We start from the raw sequence: 14,323 nt of genomic DNA on the forward strand, positions 1-14,323 counted from the left end.
CCCGAGAGCGCCGCTGGCTGTCACCCCCTTTTTCTCAAGTCGCGCCATAGCCAGATTCAATAACGATGCTTGCCCTGATGAATTTCCGCCAACACTTCGTCGGTGACTCGTACGTAAGTCTGCGTGCCGGGCAGCCAAGCGTAAATCGGGTCATCGCTGGTCTGGCCGGGGTCGAAGCCTTCATTTTTCAATCGGGTTTTCTGGTATTTAAAGGTGCCGGTGGTTTCCATTTTCACTTTGACTCGCAGAAACAACGGCACGGCATAGGCTGGCATGCGCTCCCGGGCAAAGCTCAGCAACTCGGCGAAATCCAGGGTCGCGAGGGATTCCGCCGGCGTAATCGCGGCCATGCCGGCGCGGCCGTTGGTGTTGCGGATTTCCACACCGTAGGCCACGGCCTCGGAAATCTGCGGATGTTGCAGCAGCAGGTTTTCGACTTCAGTGGTCGAGACGTTTTCACCTTTCCAACGATAAGTATCGCCGAGGCGATCGACAAACTGGGCGTGGCCGAAGCCGATGTTGCGCAGCAAGTCACCGGTGTTGAAAAAGCGATCGCCCTTGGTAAACACGTCGTGCAGCACAACCTTGGCGGTTTTCTGCGGATCGGTGTAACCGTCCAGCGGCGCCTTCTCGTCGATCCGCGCCAGTAAAAGCCCCTGCTCGCCTTTGCCGACCTTGCGCATGAAACCGTCCGTGCTGCGAACCGGTTCACCGCTGTCATGATCGTAGGCCACCAGCTCCCAGGCCATCAGCGAGAAACCGATGGTGTTGTCGAAGTTGAGGATGTTGGTAAATCCGATGTTGCCGTCGCTCGCCGCATACAGCTCGCAGATATGGTCGACGGCGAAGCGTGTCTTGAATTCGGCCCAGGCGCCGGGACGCAAGCCGTTGCCGATCATCTTGCGCACATCGTGACGGTTGTCATCGGCGCTGGCCGGTTGATCGACCAGATAACGGCACAACTCGCCGACGTAGCCGATGGTGGTCGCACGGTAGCGGCGCACGTCGCTCCAGAACTGACTGGCGCTGAATTTGCGTCTGATCGCAAAGCCTGAAGCGCCATTGACCGCCGAGCCCCAGCACACGCAGAGCCCGGTGGCGTGGTACAGCGGCAAAGTGCAATAGACAACATCATCGGGGCCCATGTTGAGGGCGATCATGCCGAAGCTCGCGGAGCTGCGCATCCAGCGGCCGTGCTTGAACACCCCGGCCTTGGGCAGGCCAGTGGTGCCCGAGGTGTAGATGTAGAAACAAGGATCGTCGAAGAAGATCCGCTGGCTGCTCGGAGGATTATCGCTGCAGGCGTCGGCACTGGCGCTGATCAGATTGACAAAGCCTTCGGGCGCAATGCCCGGGTGGCTATAAGTGTCCTGATCAGCCACAAACCAGGAGCGCTGCGCGGTGATCGATATTTGCTCGCGTACGGCGGCAAACGCCGGCAGCAATTCTTCGCCAACGACAATGGCCACCGGTGCCACCAGATTAACGCTGTGGATTAGCGTATCGCGGGTCTGCGAAGTGTTCAGCAGCGCACTGACCGCGCCGACCTTGGCCAGCGCCAGGATGGTCACCAGCAATTCCGGGCGGTTCTCGATAAACACCGCAACCACATCGCCCTTGCCGATGCCCTGCCCGTCCAGATAGTGAGCAATGCGGTTAGCCCACTGGTTGACCTGTGCATACGTCAGCGCCACATCGCCGTGCAATAAGGCCGGCCCGTCAGGGTTGCGCAGGGTCGCTTGTTCGAATGTCCAGCCAAGACCACAGCTTTGGGTCGGATCCGTGACGTTGGCCACCTTCATGCCTTTGACCACCCGTGGGATGGCTTTGGCGATCATCGGCAGTTTGCGGAGCATCATGCCCCAGGTAATCGTGTCGCTTGGCGCGTGACTCATGGAAGCTCCCCGTTCGACCTTGGCGTGCAGGCCGATGTTTTTATTTTTCGGGCTTTGGCTTGAAGCAACCCGCGCATTCGAGTGCGGGTCGAGGTCGAAAATACGTCAGCGCTTCTCGGGCTGTACACGCGGTTTTTGCAATGTTTTGTATCCGCTGATGGGTGATCGGCCGCAATGATCGCCGGGCTATCAATTGGTTCCGTCCATTCGACAACGATCCGGCAAAATGCAGGATGCACGATGGCCATTCATGCAGATTGCACGACGCCTGCAAATTGCATTGTTTTTAAACTATTGATTTATAAGCATTTTTTATTCTACAAATGCTGGCACAATCGCTGCAACCTCCTCTGCATGCTTGCCATTCAAGTGCATACGGAGCTGAAAGACATGAGCCTGATCCAAGAAAAATTTACCTCCCTGTTCTCCAACTTCGACGTCACCACTGCGCCACGTCCCGATGGCGGGATCCTGCTGACTCTGCGCAGCAGCGACGGCAAAGTGTTCAAACGCGCACTGACTTATCAACAACTGCATGCCGGCGACCAACTGTCGTGGGCGATCAGCGCGATTCGTCGTGACCTGGCCGAGCAAGCCAGTGAGCTGCCGCAGATCGCCATGCTGCAGAGCCAGCAGCGTTTTGCCCTGCCGACATATCACTCGCTGTAATTTTTCAAACGCTTTAAACAAAACAGGCCGTGGAGCTATCGCTTCACGGCCTGTTTTTTGTGCCTGCCGCCAATCCCCTGTGGGAGCGAGCTTGCTCGCGAAAGCGGTGTGTCAGGGAGAGGTTTTTATCTGATACTCCGCCTTCGCGAGCAAGCTCGCTCCCACATTGGGTTTTTGTGTGGTCAGAAGGCTTCGGGTTCGATGCCGGTGAAGGTGTCGACGGTGATGTGGCTGCCCAACTCCCCGCCTTCGCGGGCAAGGCCGCAGGTTTGCAGGCCTGCCGACTGAGCGGCGTCGAGTTCTTCAACAATGTCCGAGAGAAACAGGATTTCCCCTGGTTCAACACCGATGGCTTGCTGGATGTTGGTGTACGACTGCGCCTCGCGCTTGGGCCCTGAAGTCGTGTCGAAATAACCACTGAACAACGGCGTCAGATCCCCCGCCTCCGAGCAGCCGAAAATCAGCTTCTGCGCCTGAATCGATCCCGACGAGTACACAAACAGTTGATAACCGGCCCCATGCCAGCGCTGCAGCGCTTCAACCGCATCCGGGTAAACATGCCCTTTCAACTGCCCGGCATGATAACCCTGAGCCCAGACCATGCCTTGCAAGGCCTTGAGCGGCGTGGCTTTGCGATCTTCCTCAATCCAGCTCAAGAGGATTTCAACAACCCGTTCAACATCGGCTTGCGGTGCATTGCTGTCACGGCGCACGGCGTCGAGTTGCTCGGCGACATCGGCACGCGCAGCGTTCTGACGGACAAAATCGGGCAGGTGTTTAGCGGCATACGGAAACAGTACGTCGAAGACGAAACTCACCGCGCTGGTGGTGCCTTCGATGTCAGTGACAATGGCTTTGATCGACATCGAATCAGTCCTCCAGACGCGGGAAACGACCAGCGATGTCTTCGCCGGTGAAGTTGGCAACCCAGCCTTCAGGGTTGTTGAACAGACGGATCGCGACAAAGTGCGGATGCTCGCCCATGTCGAACCAGTGCTTGGTGCCGGCCGGAACCGAGATCAGATCGTTCTTCTCGCAGAGTACGGCGTAGACGTAATCGTCGATGTGCAGGGTAAACAGCCCACGGCCAGCGACGAAAAAGCGTACTTCGTCTTCGCCATGCCGATGTTCTTCGAGGAACTTGGCGCGCAGTTCGGCTTTTTGCGGATGATCGCTGTTCAGGCTAATGACATCGACGGTGATGTAACCGCGCTCGGTCATCAGTTTGTCGATCTGCTCTTTATAGGCGCTGATCACTTCTTCCTGGGTGGCGCCGGGCTGGATCTTTGCCGCGGCTTGCCAGCGGTCGAAGCGCACGCCCTGCTCGGCCAGGGTCGAGGCGATGTCTTCGAAGTGGGTCAGCACTTTGTTCGGGATGTCGGGGCTTGAGACGTGATAGACGGACAGGCTGCTCATTGGGGCAATTCCTCGGTATCGGCCTTGCCGTCCGGTTCTTGCAGACCGGTCGGGCACAGCATTTCATCAGGCAAATGGGCTACTTCTGGTGAAGTCAGCCTTGGCGGTTCATGACGCTGCGGGTTTTCAACTCGCATTCAAACAGAAATTCAAAGGCCTCGATCTGCCGCAGCGCGTCGTTCATCTGCGCGCCCCAAGTGTAGAGGCCGTGGCCGCGAATCAGATAACCGACGCAATCAGGATGGGCGTCGAGCCAAGGCTGCACCTTGGCGGCGAGGCGCGCAATGTCCTGATCGTTGTCGAAAATCGGCACGCGCACCGGCGATTCGTGGGTCGAGATGCCGCTGAAGGCCTTTTGCAATTCGTAGTCTTCGAACTCGATAAAGTCTTCAGGGGTCAGGCGCGACAGCACCGTGGCATTCACCGAATGGGTGTGCAGCACTGCGCCGATCTCCGGCCGCCAGCTATAAAGCTGAGTGTGCAGCAGGGTTTCGGCGGACGGCTTTTTACCCGGTTCCAGGCTGTTGCCCGACAGGTCGGTGGCGAGCACATCGTCCAGCCCCAACTGGCCCTTGTGCTTGCCCGACACGGTCAGCAGCGCTTCGCTCGGCGACAGGCGTGTCGAGTAATTGCTGCTGGTGGCCGGCGACCAGCCGCGACCATAAAGAAAGCGCCCGGCGTCGACGATTTGCTGGGCGAGTTGTTCACGCGTAAGGCTCATGGCCTGTCCTCTTGCATACGTGTGGCAATGATAACGGCAGCAGCGAGTGCCGCGAGACTGGCAATACTAAAGGTCAATGTCGCGCCGAGGGCATTCCAGCTGTAACCGGAATACAACGCGCCAAGCGCACCGCCGGTGCCGGCCAGTGCGGCGTACAACGCCTGGCCCTGCCCTTGCTGGCGGGCGCCGAAGCTACGTTGCACGAAGGCGATGGCAGCGGCGTGAAAACTGCCGAAGGTCGCCGCGTGCAGAATCTGCGCGAACAACAGCACCCAGAGAAACTCGGCGAACGAACCTAGCAGCAACCAGCGCAGCGCCGCCAGCAGAAAACTCGCCATCAGCACCCGGCGCAGGGAAAACCGCGCGAGAATCCGGCTCATTGCCATAAACATCAGCACTTCGGCGACGACTCCCACGGCCCAGAGCATACCGATCGTGCCGCGTGTGTAGCCGAGCCGTTCAAGGTGCAGGGTCAGAAAGGTGTAATACGGGCCGTGGCTCATCTGCATCAACGCCACGCAACCGTAAAACGCCAGCACGCCGGGATTGCGCAGCTGTTTGAGAAAGCCCTCGCCGTTCGGCCGATTGCCTTGCGGCGGTTGCGCATTCGGCACCCACAGACTGCTGAGCACGATGCCGGCCATGATCAGCACCAGCGCCGCCGGATAGATGTCGAGGCTGAGCCATTCGAACAGCCGCCCCAGCGCGACCACGGTGATGATGAAACCGATCGATCCCCACAGACGGATCTGGCTGTAACGCGAGGTCTGCCCCTGCAAATGCGCCAGCGTAATCACTTCGAATTGCGGCAGTACCGCGTGCCAGAAAAACGCATGCAGCGCCATGACCATCGCCAGCCAGGCGTAGGTCTTGCTGACAAAAATCAGCGAGAAGGTCAGCAGTGTGCACACCGCACCAAAGCGCACGATGGCCAAGCGTTTGCCGGTGTAATCGCCGAGCCAGCCCCAGATGTTCGGCGCCACGCAGCGCATCAGCATCGGGATCGCAACCAGCTCACCAATCCGCGCCGGACTGAAGCCGAGGTGGTCGAAGTACAGCGCCAGAAACGGCGCTGTCGAACCGAGCAAGGCGAAATAGAACAGATAGAAACTGGACAGCCGCCAGTAAGGGAGCGCCGCCACGGTTATGCCGCGACGGCTTTAGAGCCCGCCATCAAAGCTGACCCAGCACCGGCGTGCTCACGCGCACATCGGCGTTCTGGCCACGGTGACGCAGCAAGTGATCCATCAGCACGATGGCCATCATCGCTTCGGCAATTGGCGTGGCGCGGATGCCGACGCACGGGTCGTGACGGCCCTTGGTGATCACATCGACCGGGTTGCCGTGGATATCGATCGAACGACCCGGGGTGGTGATGCTCGACGTCGGTTTCAACGCCAGGTGCGCAACGATCGGCTGACCGGAAGAAATACCACCGAGAATGCCGCCGGCATTGTTGCTGAGGAAACCTTGCGGGGTCATTTCATCGCGGTGCTCAGTGCCGCGCTGGGCGACCGAGGCGAAACCGGCGCCGATTTCCACGCCTTTGACCGCGTTGATGCTCATCAGCGCATGAGCCAGCTCAGCGTCGAGGCGGTCGAAAATCGGCTCGCCCAGGCCCGGCATCACACCTTCGGCGACAACGGTGATCTTGGCGCCGACCGAGTCTTGGTCGCGGCGCAACTGGTCCATATAGGCTTCCAGCTCCGGGACTTTGTCCGGATCCGGGCTGAAGAAGGCATTCTCTTCCACCGAATCCCAGGTCTTGAACGGGATTTCGATCGGGCCGAGCTGGCTCATGTAGCCACGGATGACGATGCCTTGGCTGGCCAGGTATTTCTTGGCAATCGCACCGGCCGCCACGCGCATCGCGGTTTCGCGCGCCGAGCTGCGGCCACCGCCACGGTAGTCGCGCTCGCCGTATTTGTGGTGATAGGTGTAGTCGGCGTGGGCCGGGCGGAACAGATCCTTGATCGCCGAGTAGTCCTTGGACTTCTGGTCGGTGTTGCGGATCAGCAAGCCGATCGAGCAACCCGTGGTGCGCCCTTCGAACACGCCAGAGAGGATTTCGACTTCGTCGGCTTCCTGACGCTGGGTGGTGTGGCGGCTGGTGCCGGGCTTGCGGCGATCGAGGTCACGCTGCAAGTCTTCGAGGGAGATCTCCAGGCCCGGCGGGCAGCCGTCGACAATGGCGACCAACGCCGGACCATGGCTTTCGCCAGCGGTGGTGACAGTGAACAACTTGCCGTAGGTATTGCCGGACATGCAGGACGCTCCGTGAAATCAAACCCAAATTCGTGATGCGCGCCAGTATACGCAGGCTAACCGAGTAGTTCATCCTCGAACCTTAGTGGTGCTGGCGAGTCCAACCGGCACCTTGGCGAATGATGGCGTGATGATGCTGCGAGTTTTGATCTTGAGTCTTACCCTGTTTACGGGCTTTGCCCAAGCGACTGTCCTACAACGCCCGGTTACTTTGGATACCGGCACCGGCGAACTTTTCGGTTCGCTACTGCTGCCAAAATCTGACAACCCGGTGCCGGTTGTCCTGATTATTTCTGGCTCAGGTCCTACGGACCGTGACGGAAACAACCCCGACGGCGGGCGCAACGATAGCCTCAAGCGTCTGGCCTGGGTGCTGGCCAAACACAACATCGCCAGCGTGCGCTACGACAAGCGCGGTGTTGCGGCGAGCCTGGCGGCGACGCCGGATGAGCGCAATTTGTCGGTGGAAGCCTATGCGGCGGACGCGGTGGCGTGGGGGCAAAAACTCAAGGCCGATCCGCGTTTCGGCAAATTGATCCTGCTCGGCCACAGTGAAGGCGCGCTGATTGCCAGCCTCGCCGCGCCGAAAGTCGATGCTGCAGCGGTGATTTCCCTGTCCGGCAGCGCCCGCCCGGTCGATCAGGTGATCCGCGAGCAACTGGCCCGCAGCCTGCCGCCGCCGCTGATGCTGCGCAGTAACGAACTGCTCGACAGCCTCAAGGCCGGCCACACCGATGACAATGTGCCGCAACCGTTGCAGGTGATTTTCCGCCCGAGCGTGCAGCCGTATCTGATTTCGCTGTTCCGTCAGGATCCGGCGAAAGCCTTCGCGCAATTGAAGATGCCGGCGCTGATCGTCCAGGGCAGCAACGACATGCAGGTCGGCGTTGGCGATGCGCAGGCGCTGAAAGCCGCCAAACCTGACGCCGAACTGGCGGTGATCGACGGCATGAACCACGTCATGCGCATCGTCCACAACGATATGAAGCGGCAATTGGCTTCGTACAAGGATCCAAATTTGCCGCTGGCAGCGGAACTGGGCAGCAAGATCATCGAGTTTATTGACGGACTTCGCACCCGTTAACGGTTGTTTGCCCTCTAGTCCTGACAGAAACGGCCGATAAGTCTTTGTCGCCAGCGCAACGGCTGGCGACAAGCAGGGCTTGGACAGGATCTCGCCGTTATGACTGATACCCAGACTTCACCCGACACCACCGCTGAAAAAGACGCACCGCCAGCGGTCGAGCTGCCGTGGGCGGATGTCCACGTCGAGCACCACAAGATGCTCCGCCTGGCCCCGCTGCAAACCGATCGCAACACCGGCGGGCGCCCCTTGCGCTTCGTCGAATTCGGCTATGCCGAGCGCAACAGCAAAGAAAAAAGCCTGATGCGCATGGCGATCAAACTGCCCGGCCAGCGTGTGCGCAAAGAGCAGAATCAGCTGGACGTGTGGGTGGATCACACCACCAAGCGTGTGCACTTCGGCCCCGACAGTGGCTTGCAGATCGAACCGATGAACCGTGGCATCGGCCGTTACATGGCCGCGCAAGGCATCAATTGGGCGAAAAAACGCTGGCCGACCTACACCGTCGACGGCATGGACTTGAACAACAAGGACGCGTTGAACGAAGACACGCGTCTGCGTCGCGATCACTTCCTGCGTGTGCATGGTTTTGATGTGGTGTACGCCGATGCCCAGCACTTGAAGGGCAGCGTCAAGGATGTGTTGGTCGGCGATTTGCTCGGCGACTGGAACAGCGAGAAGCTGCAGATCGTCGAGATTCTTGAAGCGGCGCAGATGCTTCAGCAAGCCGAACAGAATCTGGCTGAGCAGGAAGTGAAGCTGAAAAAGCAGGAAGACAAGGTCAGCAAGTTCAAGCGTGAAGATGCCGGGCTGCGCTTCACGATTACCTGTCTGGTGGCGTTTGCGGTGTTTCAGGCGGGGTTGTTGATCTGGATTGCCACACACCGATAACAGCTTGAGACCGAGTCGCGGCCATTCGCGAGCAAGCTCGCTCCCACAGGATTTGTGTCGTACACCGAACCTGTGGGAGCGAGCTTGCTCGCGAAGCTTTTAAGGGTCAGATGCGGGAAGCGAACAACGCCTGATGATCGCGGCACTGCTCCGCTGTCAGCATGAACACGCCATGCCCGCCGCGCTCGAATTCGAGCCAGGCGAAATCGACTTCCGGGTACAGCGCGTCAACGTGCACCTGGCTGTTGCCCACTTCAACGATCAACAAGCCCTTCTCGGTCAGATGATCGGCCGCTTCAGCCAGCATGCGTCGAACCAGATTCAGACCATCATCGCCACAGGCCAGACCCAGCTCCGGTTCATGCTGATATTCGTCCGGCATGTCAGCGAAATCTTCCGCATCCACGTAAGGCGGGTTCGACACGATCAGGTCGAAGCGCTGACCCGGCAAACCAGCAAAACCATCGCCCTGCACGGTGTACACGCGCTCATCGACACCATGACGCTCGATGTTCTGATTGGCCACTTCCAGCGCTTCGAACGACAGATCCGCCAGCACCACTTCGGCATTCTGGAACTCGTAGGCACAGGCGATGCCGATGCAACCGGAGCCGGTGCACAGGTCGAGGATGCGCGCAGGTTCGCTGCCGATCCACGGGGCGAAGTGATTTTCGATCAGTTCGCCAATCGGCGAACGCGGGATCAACACGCGCTCATCGACGATAAACGACATGCCGCAGAACCACGCCTCACCCAACAGGTAAGCGGTCGGAATGCGCTCTTCGATACGGCGCTTGAGCAAACGCTGCAAATTGACCAGCTCATCGTCTTCCAGCGCGCAATCGAGGTAGCTGTCGGCGATTTCCCACGGCAGGTGCAAAGCGCCGAGCACCAACTGCCGCGCTTCGTCCCAGGCATTGTCGGTGCCATGGCCGAAAAACAGATCCTCCCCATGGAAGCGGCTGACGGCCCAACGGATATGGTCACGCAGGGTACGAAGTCGGGAAGTGATCACGGCGCAGAACTCCAGAAAAAACGACTGGCGATTCTAGCAGCCAAAACGCCTGACGACGACGCAGGAAAAATATCGCCCCGACGGTGGGAGTTTTCTGTTTTTTGCATCAGCTATTGAACAGAACGTGTAACTTGACAAGGCTGCAGGCCAATAACGACGGTGCCTACGATGGTAGCGATTCACAGAACCGCTCAGCCAGAGGACAATGTCGCAAAAGCCCCACCCCAAGGAGCCCCAGAATGTCCGTTCCAAAAACGATGTTTCAACTCAGCGGTCGCGGTTACGCAGCGGCCACGCTGAGCCATGCCACCGTGGTCATCATCGATGCCCAGAAAGAATATCTCAGTGGCCCGCTGGCCCTGAGCGGCATGGACGCGGCCGTCGCGAACATCAAACAAGTGGTTGCCGCAGCCCGTGCAGCCGGTCGGCCGATCGTGCACGTGCGTCATCTCGGCACCGTCGGTGGCCTGTTCGACCCGCAGGGCGAACGCGGCGAATTCATCCCCGGCCTCGAGCCGCAGGGCGATGAAACCATTATCGGCAAACTGCTGCCGAGCGCGTTTCATGGCACCGAGTTGCTGGATCGCTTGCAAAACCTTGGCTCGCTGGACCTGATTGTCTGCGGTTTCATGAGCCACTCCAGCGTCAGCACCACCGTGCGTGCGGCGAAGAACCTGGGCTTCCGTTGCACTCTGGTGGAAGACGCCTGCGCCACCCGCGACTTGCCGTTCAAGGGCCGCGTGCTCAGCGCCGCTGTGGTGCAGGAAGCCGAAATGGCGATCATGGCGGACAACTTCGCCACCCTCGCACTGACTCAAGACCTGATCTGATCTGCTCTGATGAGCGGCTCACGGCGCCGCTCATCCGCAAAATCCTCTCATTTGCCGCAAATGCCATAGCCTCAGGAACAACCCGGTCAACTCCCGGTCGAAGGGCCGATACCCATTGAGGAAGGTCGGAATGAAGTTATCCGATGGATTTGACGCACGCCGCTTGCGGCCCAAAGGCCAAAGCAACTGGCGTTTTCGATTTGGCGCGGCGATTGCGGCCATTCTGGCCACGTTCGGCGTGCTGATGGCGATGGCCGGAGCGGCCAGCCTGCTCGGGCGCCCACCGGCACTCGGTGACTTGAACGCTACGCCGATGGGCTCGGCGATCATTCTGGCGGTCGGTTTGCTGTTTCTGTATTTCGGTGTCGCCCTGTGGCGTCGCTGCCGCCGTCGCGCACGGCAATCGCGGGAACTGAACATGTCCCCGCATCTGATGAAAAAACACGACTGACTCACCGGCCTGGCTTTTTGCCGGGCCGTTTTGTTTCGACTTGGGTAAACTGGCCGCCCTTCGCGGAGGCTGACATGCAAGACGACGATTTTTCCCTGTTCAAAAACGAGTTGCGCGGCGTCAAGCCGATCAAGCACGACCGCGCCGACACCGGCAAACCCAAGACTGACCGCGCACAGATTGCCAAGCTGCGTCAGTCCGCCACCGTACGCACCGATGCCACCACCGTTGACGGTCTGTCCGATCAGTTCGTGATCGACGTTGGCCCGGAAGACGAGTTGATGTGGTCCCGTGACGGTGTGCAGGAAAGTCAGATGCGCAAGCTCAAGGTCGGCCAGATTCCGTTCGAGGGCAGCCTCGACCTGCACGGCATGAGCGTGGAAAAGGCCCGCGAAACACTTTGGGCTTTTCTCGCCGAAGCGACCAGGTTCGAAATTCGCTGCGTGCGCGTCACCCACGGCAAGGCTGTGCGCCTGGACGGCAAGCGGCCGATGATCAAAAGCCACGTCAACACCTGGCTGCGTCAACATGCGCAGGTCCTGGGTTTCTGCTCGTGCCAGGCCAGACACGGTGGGGCCGGTGCGGTTTACGTGATGCTTAAACGCACCATGATGGAAGGTCGCGACGAATAATCCGCCCCATCTGAAGCCCCGCATCGTTAGTCACGATGCAGGGCTTTCACTTTGCTGAAGCTGTTCGAATGGCGGTGCTGAACGGCAGCTTTCGGCAGTCGGCTTTGCACCCACTGCCAGCGCCCTTCGCGATAAGCGGGATTCAATGAGTGACAGGCGACAGCGCATCGTTTGCTGACGATGAGGGCACATAAACCGAATTGCTCTGCTCATGTTCCTCTTGGTGAGCCTTTTCGATACGGTACGCAAGTTCTTCTTCAAGGTTTTCATAGTCGACGTTTTTGCCGTCTTCGTCGCGCAGACCACCATAGTTGAACACGACAAGATGCTTACGAAAGCCTTTACCCTTGCGCGCACTTGGCATCTTGAAAAAGATCTTCCACCGGCTGTCATTGAAGTTCGGCAGGGTGTCAGCCCTTTCGGCAATGATATGAAGTACCGTATTGAGTTGCATCTGAGCGATCCCGCTGTACGATTCGACCTCTGTGGCTTCAATCGATGTGTAAGGGACTAACCCATCAGCGTTGAAAAACCAGATGCCCTTGTCCTTGAGGATCATCAAGGTTTGCGAACCCGCCTTGCGATTCAGCCACGCCATGCCCAAGTACCATAACGAACACACTAGCAGCAGCGCAGCGATTCCATTGGACTCCATACGGAATCCCTGGATGGCCATGATCAAGAATAAAACACCGCCCAATAAAGCCCTCACAGGCACGCGGCGACGCTCGGTAAACGCCATATCATTGATTGTACTTTTCATGATTTTCCTTTGGCTAACAGGCGCGAAAATCGCATCCAGGTAATGCAAAAGGCCCTTTCGGGCCGTCGTTTCAAGTGAACCTTTCACTCAACGTTTGTTGCCTTCCAAATGCCAAGGCTCAGCCTCGACACGCAGCCGCTCTGCGCGTTCTTTACACGGTAAAGGTGACCTGCGGCCCGCGATTTTACTCGATAAAATCGCTGAAGTGAGAGATCGGGTCTGGCGCTCTGGGTGTCGGTGAGCGTTTCAGGCTGCACTGACCGAATTGGGGATTCGCGCCCGCCGGCAATACAACTGCCGACACACATACGCTACCATGTGCCTCATGGCGGGTATGAACCCTGCGTTTATTGCCACTCTGCTCGGTCATAGCGTTCAGATGTTGCTATCGACTTACGCCCGATGGATCAATTCCAGCACTGACTGGGGTGAACTCGGTAAGCTCGAAAACAGCTTGATTGGTACAAAATTGGTACAGACAGAAACAGTACCCCTCTGAAACCCTTATGGAATCAGCCCCTGTGACACTGGAACAGAACTACACCGCGATTCTCGGCCAATTGGGCGAGGACGTGTCCCGCGAGGGCCTGCTCGACACGCCAAAGCGTGCCGCCAAAGCCATGCAGTACCTCTGCCGCGGTTATGAACAGACGCTCGAAGAGGTCACCAACGGTGCCCTGTTCAGCTCCGACAACAGCGAAATGGTGCTGGTCAAGGACATCGAGTTGTACTCGTTGTGCGAACACCACCTGCTGCCGTTCATCGGCAAGGCGCACGTTGCGTACATCCCGAGCGGCAAAGTGCTGGGCCTGTCGAAGGTCGCGCGGATCGTTGATATGTACGCCCGCCGCCTGCAGATTCAGGAAAACCTCAGCCGTCAGATCGCCGATGCTGTGCAACAAGTCACCGGCGCGCTGGGCGTGGCCGTGGTGATCGAGGCCAAGCACATGTGCATGATGATGCGCGGTGTCGAGAAACAGAATTCGTCGATGATCACCTCGGTGATGCTCGGTGAGTTCCGTGAAAACGCAGCGACACGCAGCGAATTCCTCAGCCTCATCAAGTAATTTGCAGCACGAAGAAAACCGGCATTCATCGCCGGTTTTTTTTCGTCCGTGAAAAATCGGGTAAGCTGCGCGCCTTTCTCAATCTGCACCGTGAGGCTTCAACGTGTTCGTCAAAGCGCTTCGTGTCGGCCTCGGCCAACTGGTTATCTTCATCGACTTCATCACCCGTCCGGGCAAGAAAAAACGCCCCGCCGCTGCTCAGGCGCAGGTCGATACGGCAGCGAAGGATCTGACGCTGTATCAGTTCCACGCCTGCCCGTTCTGCGTGAAAACCCGCCGTACGCTGCGCCGTTTGAATGTGCCGGTGGCGTTGAAAGATGCGAAGAATAGCGAGCAGGATCGTCAGGCCTTGCTGGAACAGGGTGGCCGGATCAAGGTGCCTTGCCTGCGCATCGAAGAGAATGGCCAGACCACCTGGATGTATGAGTCCAAGGTGATTATTGATTATCTGGATAAGCGCTTTGCTGCTGTCTGATGATTATGTGGTGGGTTGATTGACGCTTTCGCGAGCAGGCTCGCTCCCCCCCTTTGGAATGCATTTCCACTGTGGGAGCGAGCCTGCTCGCGAAGAGGCCCTCTCAGCCACCGCAAACCCAAGTCAAAAATAAACCGGCCCTTGAGCCG

The 14,323-nt window shown here is 58.8% G+C and carries 16 protein-coding genes and 1 pseudogene; 9 read left to right on the forward strand and 8 right to left on the reverse strand.

The genetic code is table 11. The annotated features are described in order from the left end of the window. Nucleotides 1–56 precede the first annotated feature (56 nt). Nucleotides 57–1,895 carry a long-chain-acyl-CoA synthetase gene (locus tag HUW52_RS22215; RefSeq protein ID WP_175554923.1) on the reverse strand — a complete coding sequence of 613 codons (1,839 nt, stop codon included), beginning with the start codon at nt 1,893–1,895 and terminating at the stop codon, nt 57–59. A 390-nt stretch (nt 1,896–2,285) separates the two neighbouring features. On the opposite strand from HUW52_RS22215, the gene HUW52_RS22220 reads away from it, so the two are divergent. Next, entirely contained in the window at nt 2,286–2,564 is a 279-nt protein-coding gene (locus HUW52_RS22220; RefSeq protein WP_008080936.1) for a DUF3509 domain-containing protein, read from the forward strand. A gap of 182 nt (nt 2,565–2,746) precedes the next feature. Here HUW52_RS22220 and mtnC read toward each other — a convergent pair whose 3' ends face one another. From mtnC to aroC, 5 genes are all read right to left on the reverse strand, one after another. Then, nucleotides 2,747–3,430 (reverse strand): acireductone synthase, encoded by a 684-nt coding sequence (mtnC, locus tag HUW52_RS22225; protein WP_175554924.1) that lies wholly within the window; start codon nt 3,428–3,430, stop codon nt 2,747–2,749. A 4-nt stretch (nt 3,431–3,434) separates the two neighbouring features. Continuing rightward, the gene (locus HUW52_RS22230) at nt 3,435–3,980 is read right to left on the reverse strand and encodes an acireductone dioxygenase (protein WP_007914042.1); all 546 of its coding nucleotides are present in this window, start codon (nt 3,978–3,980) and stop codon (nt 3,435–3,437) included. 94 nt (nt 3,981–4,074) lie between these two features. Further along, nucleotides 4,075–4,701, reverse strand: coding sequence for a methylthioribulose 1-phosphate dehydratase (locus HUW52_RS22235; RefSeq protein ID WP_108226880.1), 627 nt, complete (start codon nt 4,699–4,701; stop codon nt 4,075–4,077). Continuing rightward, a complete protein-coding gene (locus HUW52_RS22240; RefSeq protein WP_034151740.1) occupies nt 4,698–5,843 on the reverse strand; it encodes an MFS transporter in 1,146 nt (381 codons plus the stop codon). Before HUW52_RS22240 ends, HUW52_RS22235 begins: the two co-directional genes overlap by 4 nt. 31 nt (nt 5,844–5,874) lie before the next feature. Continuing rightward, nucleotides 5,875–6,966 carry a chorismate synthase gene (gene aroC / locus HUW52_RS22245; RefSeq protein WP_008080929.1) on the reverse strand — a complete coding sequence of 364 codons (1,092 nt, stop codon included), beginning with the start codon at nt 6,964–6,966 and terminating at the stop codon, nt 5,875–5,877. Between the two features lie 130 nt (nt 6,967–7,096). Between aroC and HUW52_RS22250 the strand changes: the two genes are divergently transcribed. Further along, entirely contained in the window at nt 7,097–8,050 is a 954-nt protein-coding gene (locus tag HUW52_RS22250; protein WP_108226921.1) for an alpha/beta hydrolase, read from the forward strand. 99 nt (nt 8,051–8,149) lie between these two features. Continuing rightward, nucleotides 8,150–8,941, forward strand: a complete 792-nt coding sequence (locus tag HUW52_RS22255; protein ID WP_034151741.1) for a hypothetical protein — start codon at nt 8,150–8,152, stop codon at nt 8,939–8,941. Between the two features lie 106 nt (nt 8,942–9,047). Here HUW52_RS22255 and prmB read toward each other — a convergent pair whose 3' ends face one another. Beyond that, nucleotides 9,048–9,956 (reverse strand): 50S ribosomal protein L3 N(5)-glutamine methyltransferase, encoded by a 909-nt coding sequence (prmB, locus tag HUW52_RS22260; RefSeq protein WP_175554925.1) that lies wholly within the window; start codon nt 9,954–9,956, stop codon nt 9,048–9,050. A 239-nt stretch (nt 9,957–10,195) separates the two neighbouring features. Here prmB and HUW52_RS22265 point away from each other — a divergent pair, with 239 nt between their 5' ends. The 3 genes from HUW52_RS22265 (at nt 10,196) to HUW52_RS22275 (ending at nt 11,869) form a co-directional block, all read left to right on the forward strand. Continuing rightward, nucleotides 10,196–10,786: a cysteine hydrolase family protein gene (locus tag HUW52_RS22265; RefSeq protein WP_007914026.1), complete on the forward strand. Its 591-nt coding sequence runs from the start codon at nt 10,196–10,198 to the stop codon at nt 10,784–10,786. A gap of 130 nt (nt 10,787–10,916) precedes the next feature. Beyond that, nucleotides 10,917–11,237, forward strand: coding sequence for a hypothetical protein (locus HUW52_RS22270; RefSeq protein WP_175554926.1), 321 nt, complete (start codon nt 10,917–10,919; stop codon nt 11,235–11,237). Nucleotides 11,238–11,311: 74 nt separating this feature from the next. Then, nucleotides 11,312–11,869 (forward strand): Smr/MutS family protein, encoded by a 558-nt coding sequence (locus HUW52_RS22275; protein ID WP_175554927.1) that lies wholly within the window; start codon nt 11,312–11,314, stop codon nt 11,867–11,869. A gap of 142 nt (nt 11,870–12,011) precedes the next feature. Here the strand turns inward: HUW52_RS22275 and HUW52_RS22280 are convergent, their stop codons facing one another. Then, a complete protein-coding gene (locus HUW52_RS22280; RefSeq protein WP_100216356.1) occupies nt 12,012–12,632 on the reverse strand; it encodes a hypothetical protein in 621 nt (206 codons plus the stop codon). Nucleotides 12,633–12,882: 250 nt separating this feature from the next. On the opposite strand from HUW52_RS22280, the pseudogene HUW52_RS30455 reads away from it, so the two are divergent. The 3 genes and pseudogenes from HUW52_RS30455 to HUW52_RS22290 all read left to right on the forward strand — a co-directional run. Next, nucleotides 12,883–13,131 (forward strand): annotated as a pseudogene (locus HUW52_RS30455) (site-specific integrase); the annotation flags it as partial. Nucleotides 13,132–13,153: 22 nt separating this feature from the next. Next, the gene (gene folE, locus HUW52_RS22285; RefSeq protein ID WP_010456659.1) at nt 13,154–13,699 is read left to right on the forward strand and encodes a GTP cyclohydrolase I FolE; all 546 of its coding nucleotides are present in this window, start codon (nt 13,154–13,156) and stop codon (nt 13,697–13,699) included. A 103-nt stretch (nt 13,700–13,802) separates the two neighbouring features. Beyond that, nucleotides 13,803–14,174, forward strand: coding sequence for a glutathione S-transferase N-terminal domain-containing protein (locus HUW52_RS22290; RefSeq protein ID WP_026000435.1), 372 nt, complete (start codon nt 13,803–13,805; stop codon nt 14,172–14,174). Nucleotides 14,175–14,323 lie beyond the last annotated feature (149 nt).

Source organism: Pseudomonas sp. 43A (assembly GCF_013363935.1).
Lineage (GTDB): Bacteria > Pseudomonadota > Gammaproteobacteria > Pseudomonadales > Pseudomonadaceae > Aquipseudomonas > Aquipseudomonas crudilactis.

What these genes read in the sequence shown, in the direction of transcription:
- HUW52_RS22265 (WP_007914026.1), top strand. Translation starts at nt 10,196, where the DNA reads ATGTCCGTTCCAAAAACGATGTTTCAACTCAGCGGTCGCGGTTACGCA.
- HUW52_RS22280 (WP_100216356.1), bottom strand. Translation starts at nt 12,632, where the DNA reads ATGAAAAGTACAATCAATGATATGGCGTTTACCGAGCGTCGCCGCGTG.
- HUW52_RS22275 (WP_175554927.1), top strand. Translation starts at nt 11,312, where the DNA reads ATGCAAGACGACGATTTTTCCCTGTTCAAAAACGAGTTGCGCGGCGTC.
- HUW52_RS22270 (WP_175554926.1), top strand. Translation starts at nt 10,917, where the DNA reads ATGAAGTTATCCGATGGATTTGACGCACGCCGCTTGCGGCCCAAAGGC.
- aroC (WP_008080929.1), bottom strand. Translation starts at nt 6,966, where the DNA reads ATGTCCGGCAATACCTACGGCAAGTTGTTCACTGTCACCACCGCTGGC.
- HUW52_RS22220 (WP_008080936.1), top strand. Translation starts at nt 2,286, where the DNA reads ATGAGCCTGATCCAAGAAAAATTTACCTCCCTGTTCTCCAACTTCGAC.
- mtnC (WP_175554924.1), bottom strand. Translation starts at nt 3,430, where the DNA reads ATGTCGATCAAAGCCATTGTCACTGACATCGAAGGCACCACCAGCGCG.
- HUW52_RS22255 (WP_034151741.1), top strand. Translation starts at nt 8,150, where the DNA reads ATGACTGATACCCAGACTTCACCCGACACCACCGCTGAAAAAGACGCA.
- HUW52_RS22235 (WP_108226880.1), bottom strand. Translation starts at nt 4,701, where the DNA reads ATGAGCCTTACGCGTGAACAACTCGCCCAGCAAATCGTCGACGCCGGG.
- HUW52_RS22215 (WP_175554923.1), bottom strand. Translation starts at nt 1,895, where the DNA reads ATGAGTCACGCGCCAAGCGACACGATTACCTGGGGCATGATGCTCCGC.
- HUW52_RS22230 (WP_007914042.1), bottom strand. Translation starts at nt 3,980, where the DNA reads ATGAGCAGCCTGTCCGTCTATCACGTCTCAAGCCCCGACATCCCGAAC.
- HUW52_RS22250 (WP_108226921.1), top strand. Translation starts at nt 7,097, where the DNA reads ATGATGCTGCGAGTTTTGATCTTGAGTCTTACCCTGTTTACGGGCTTT.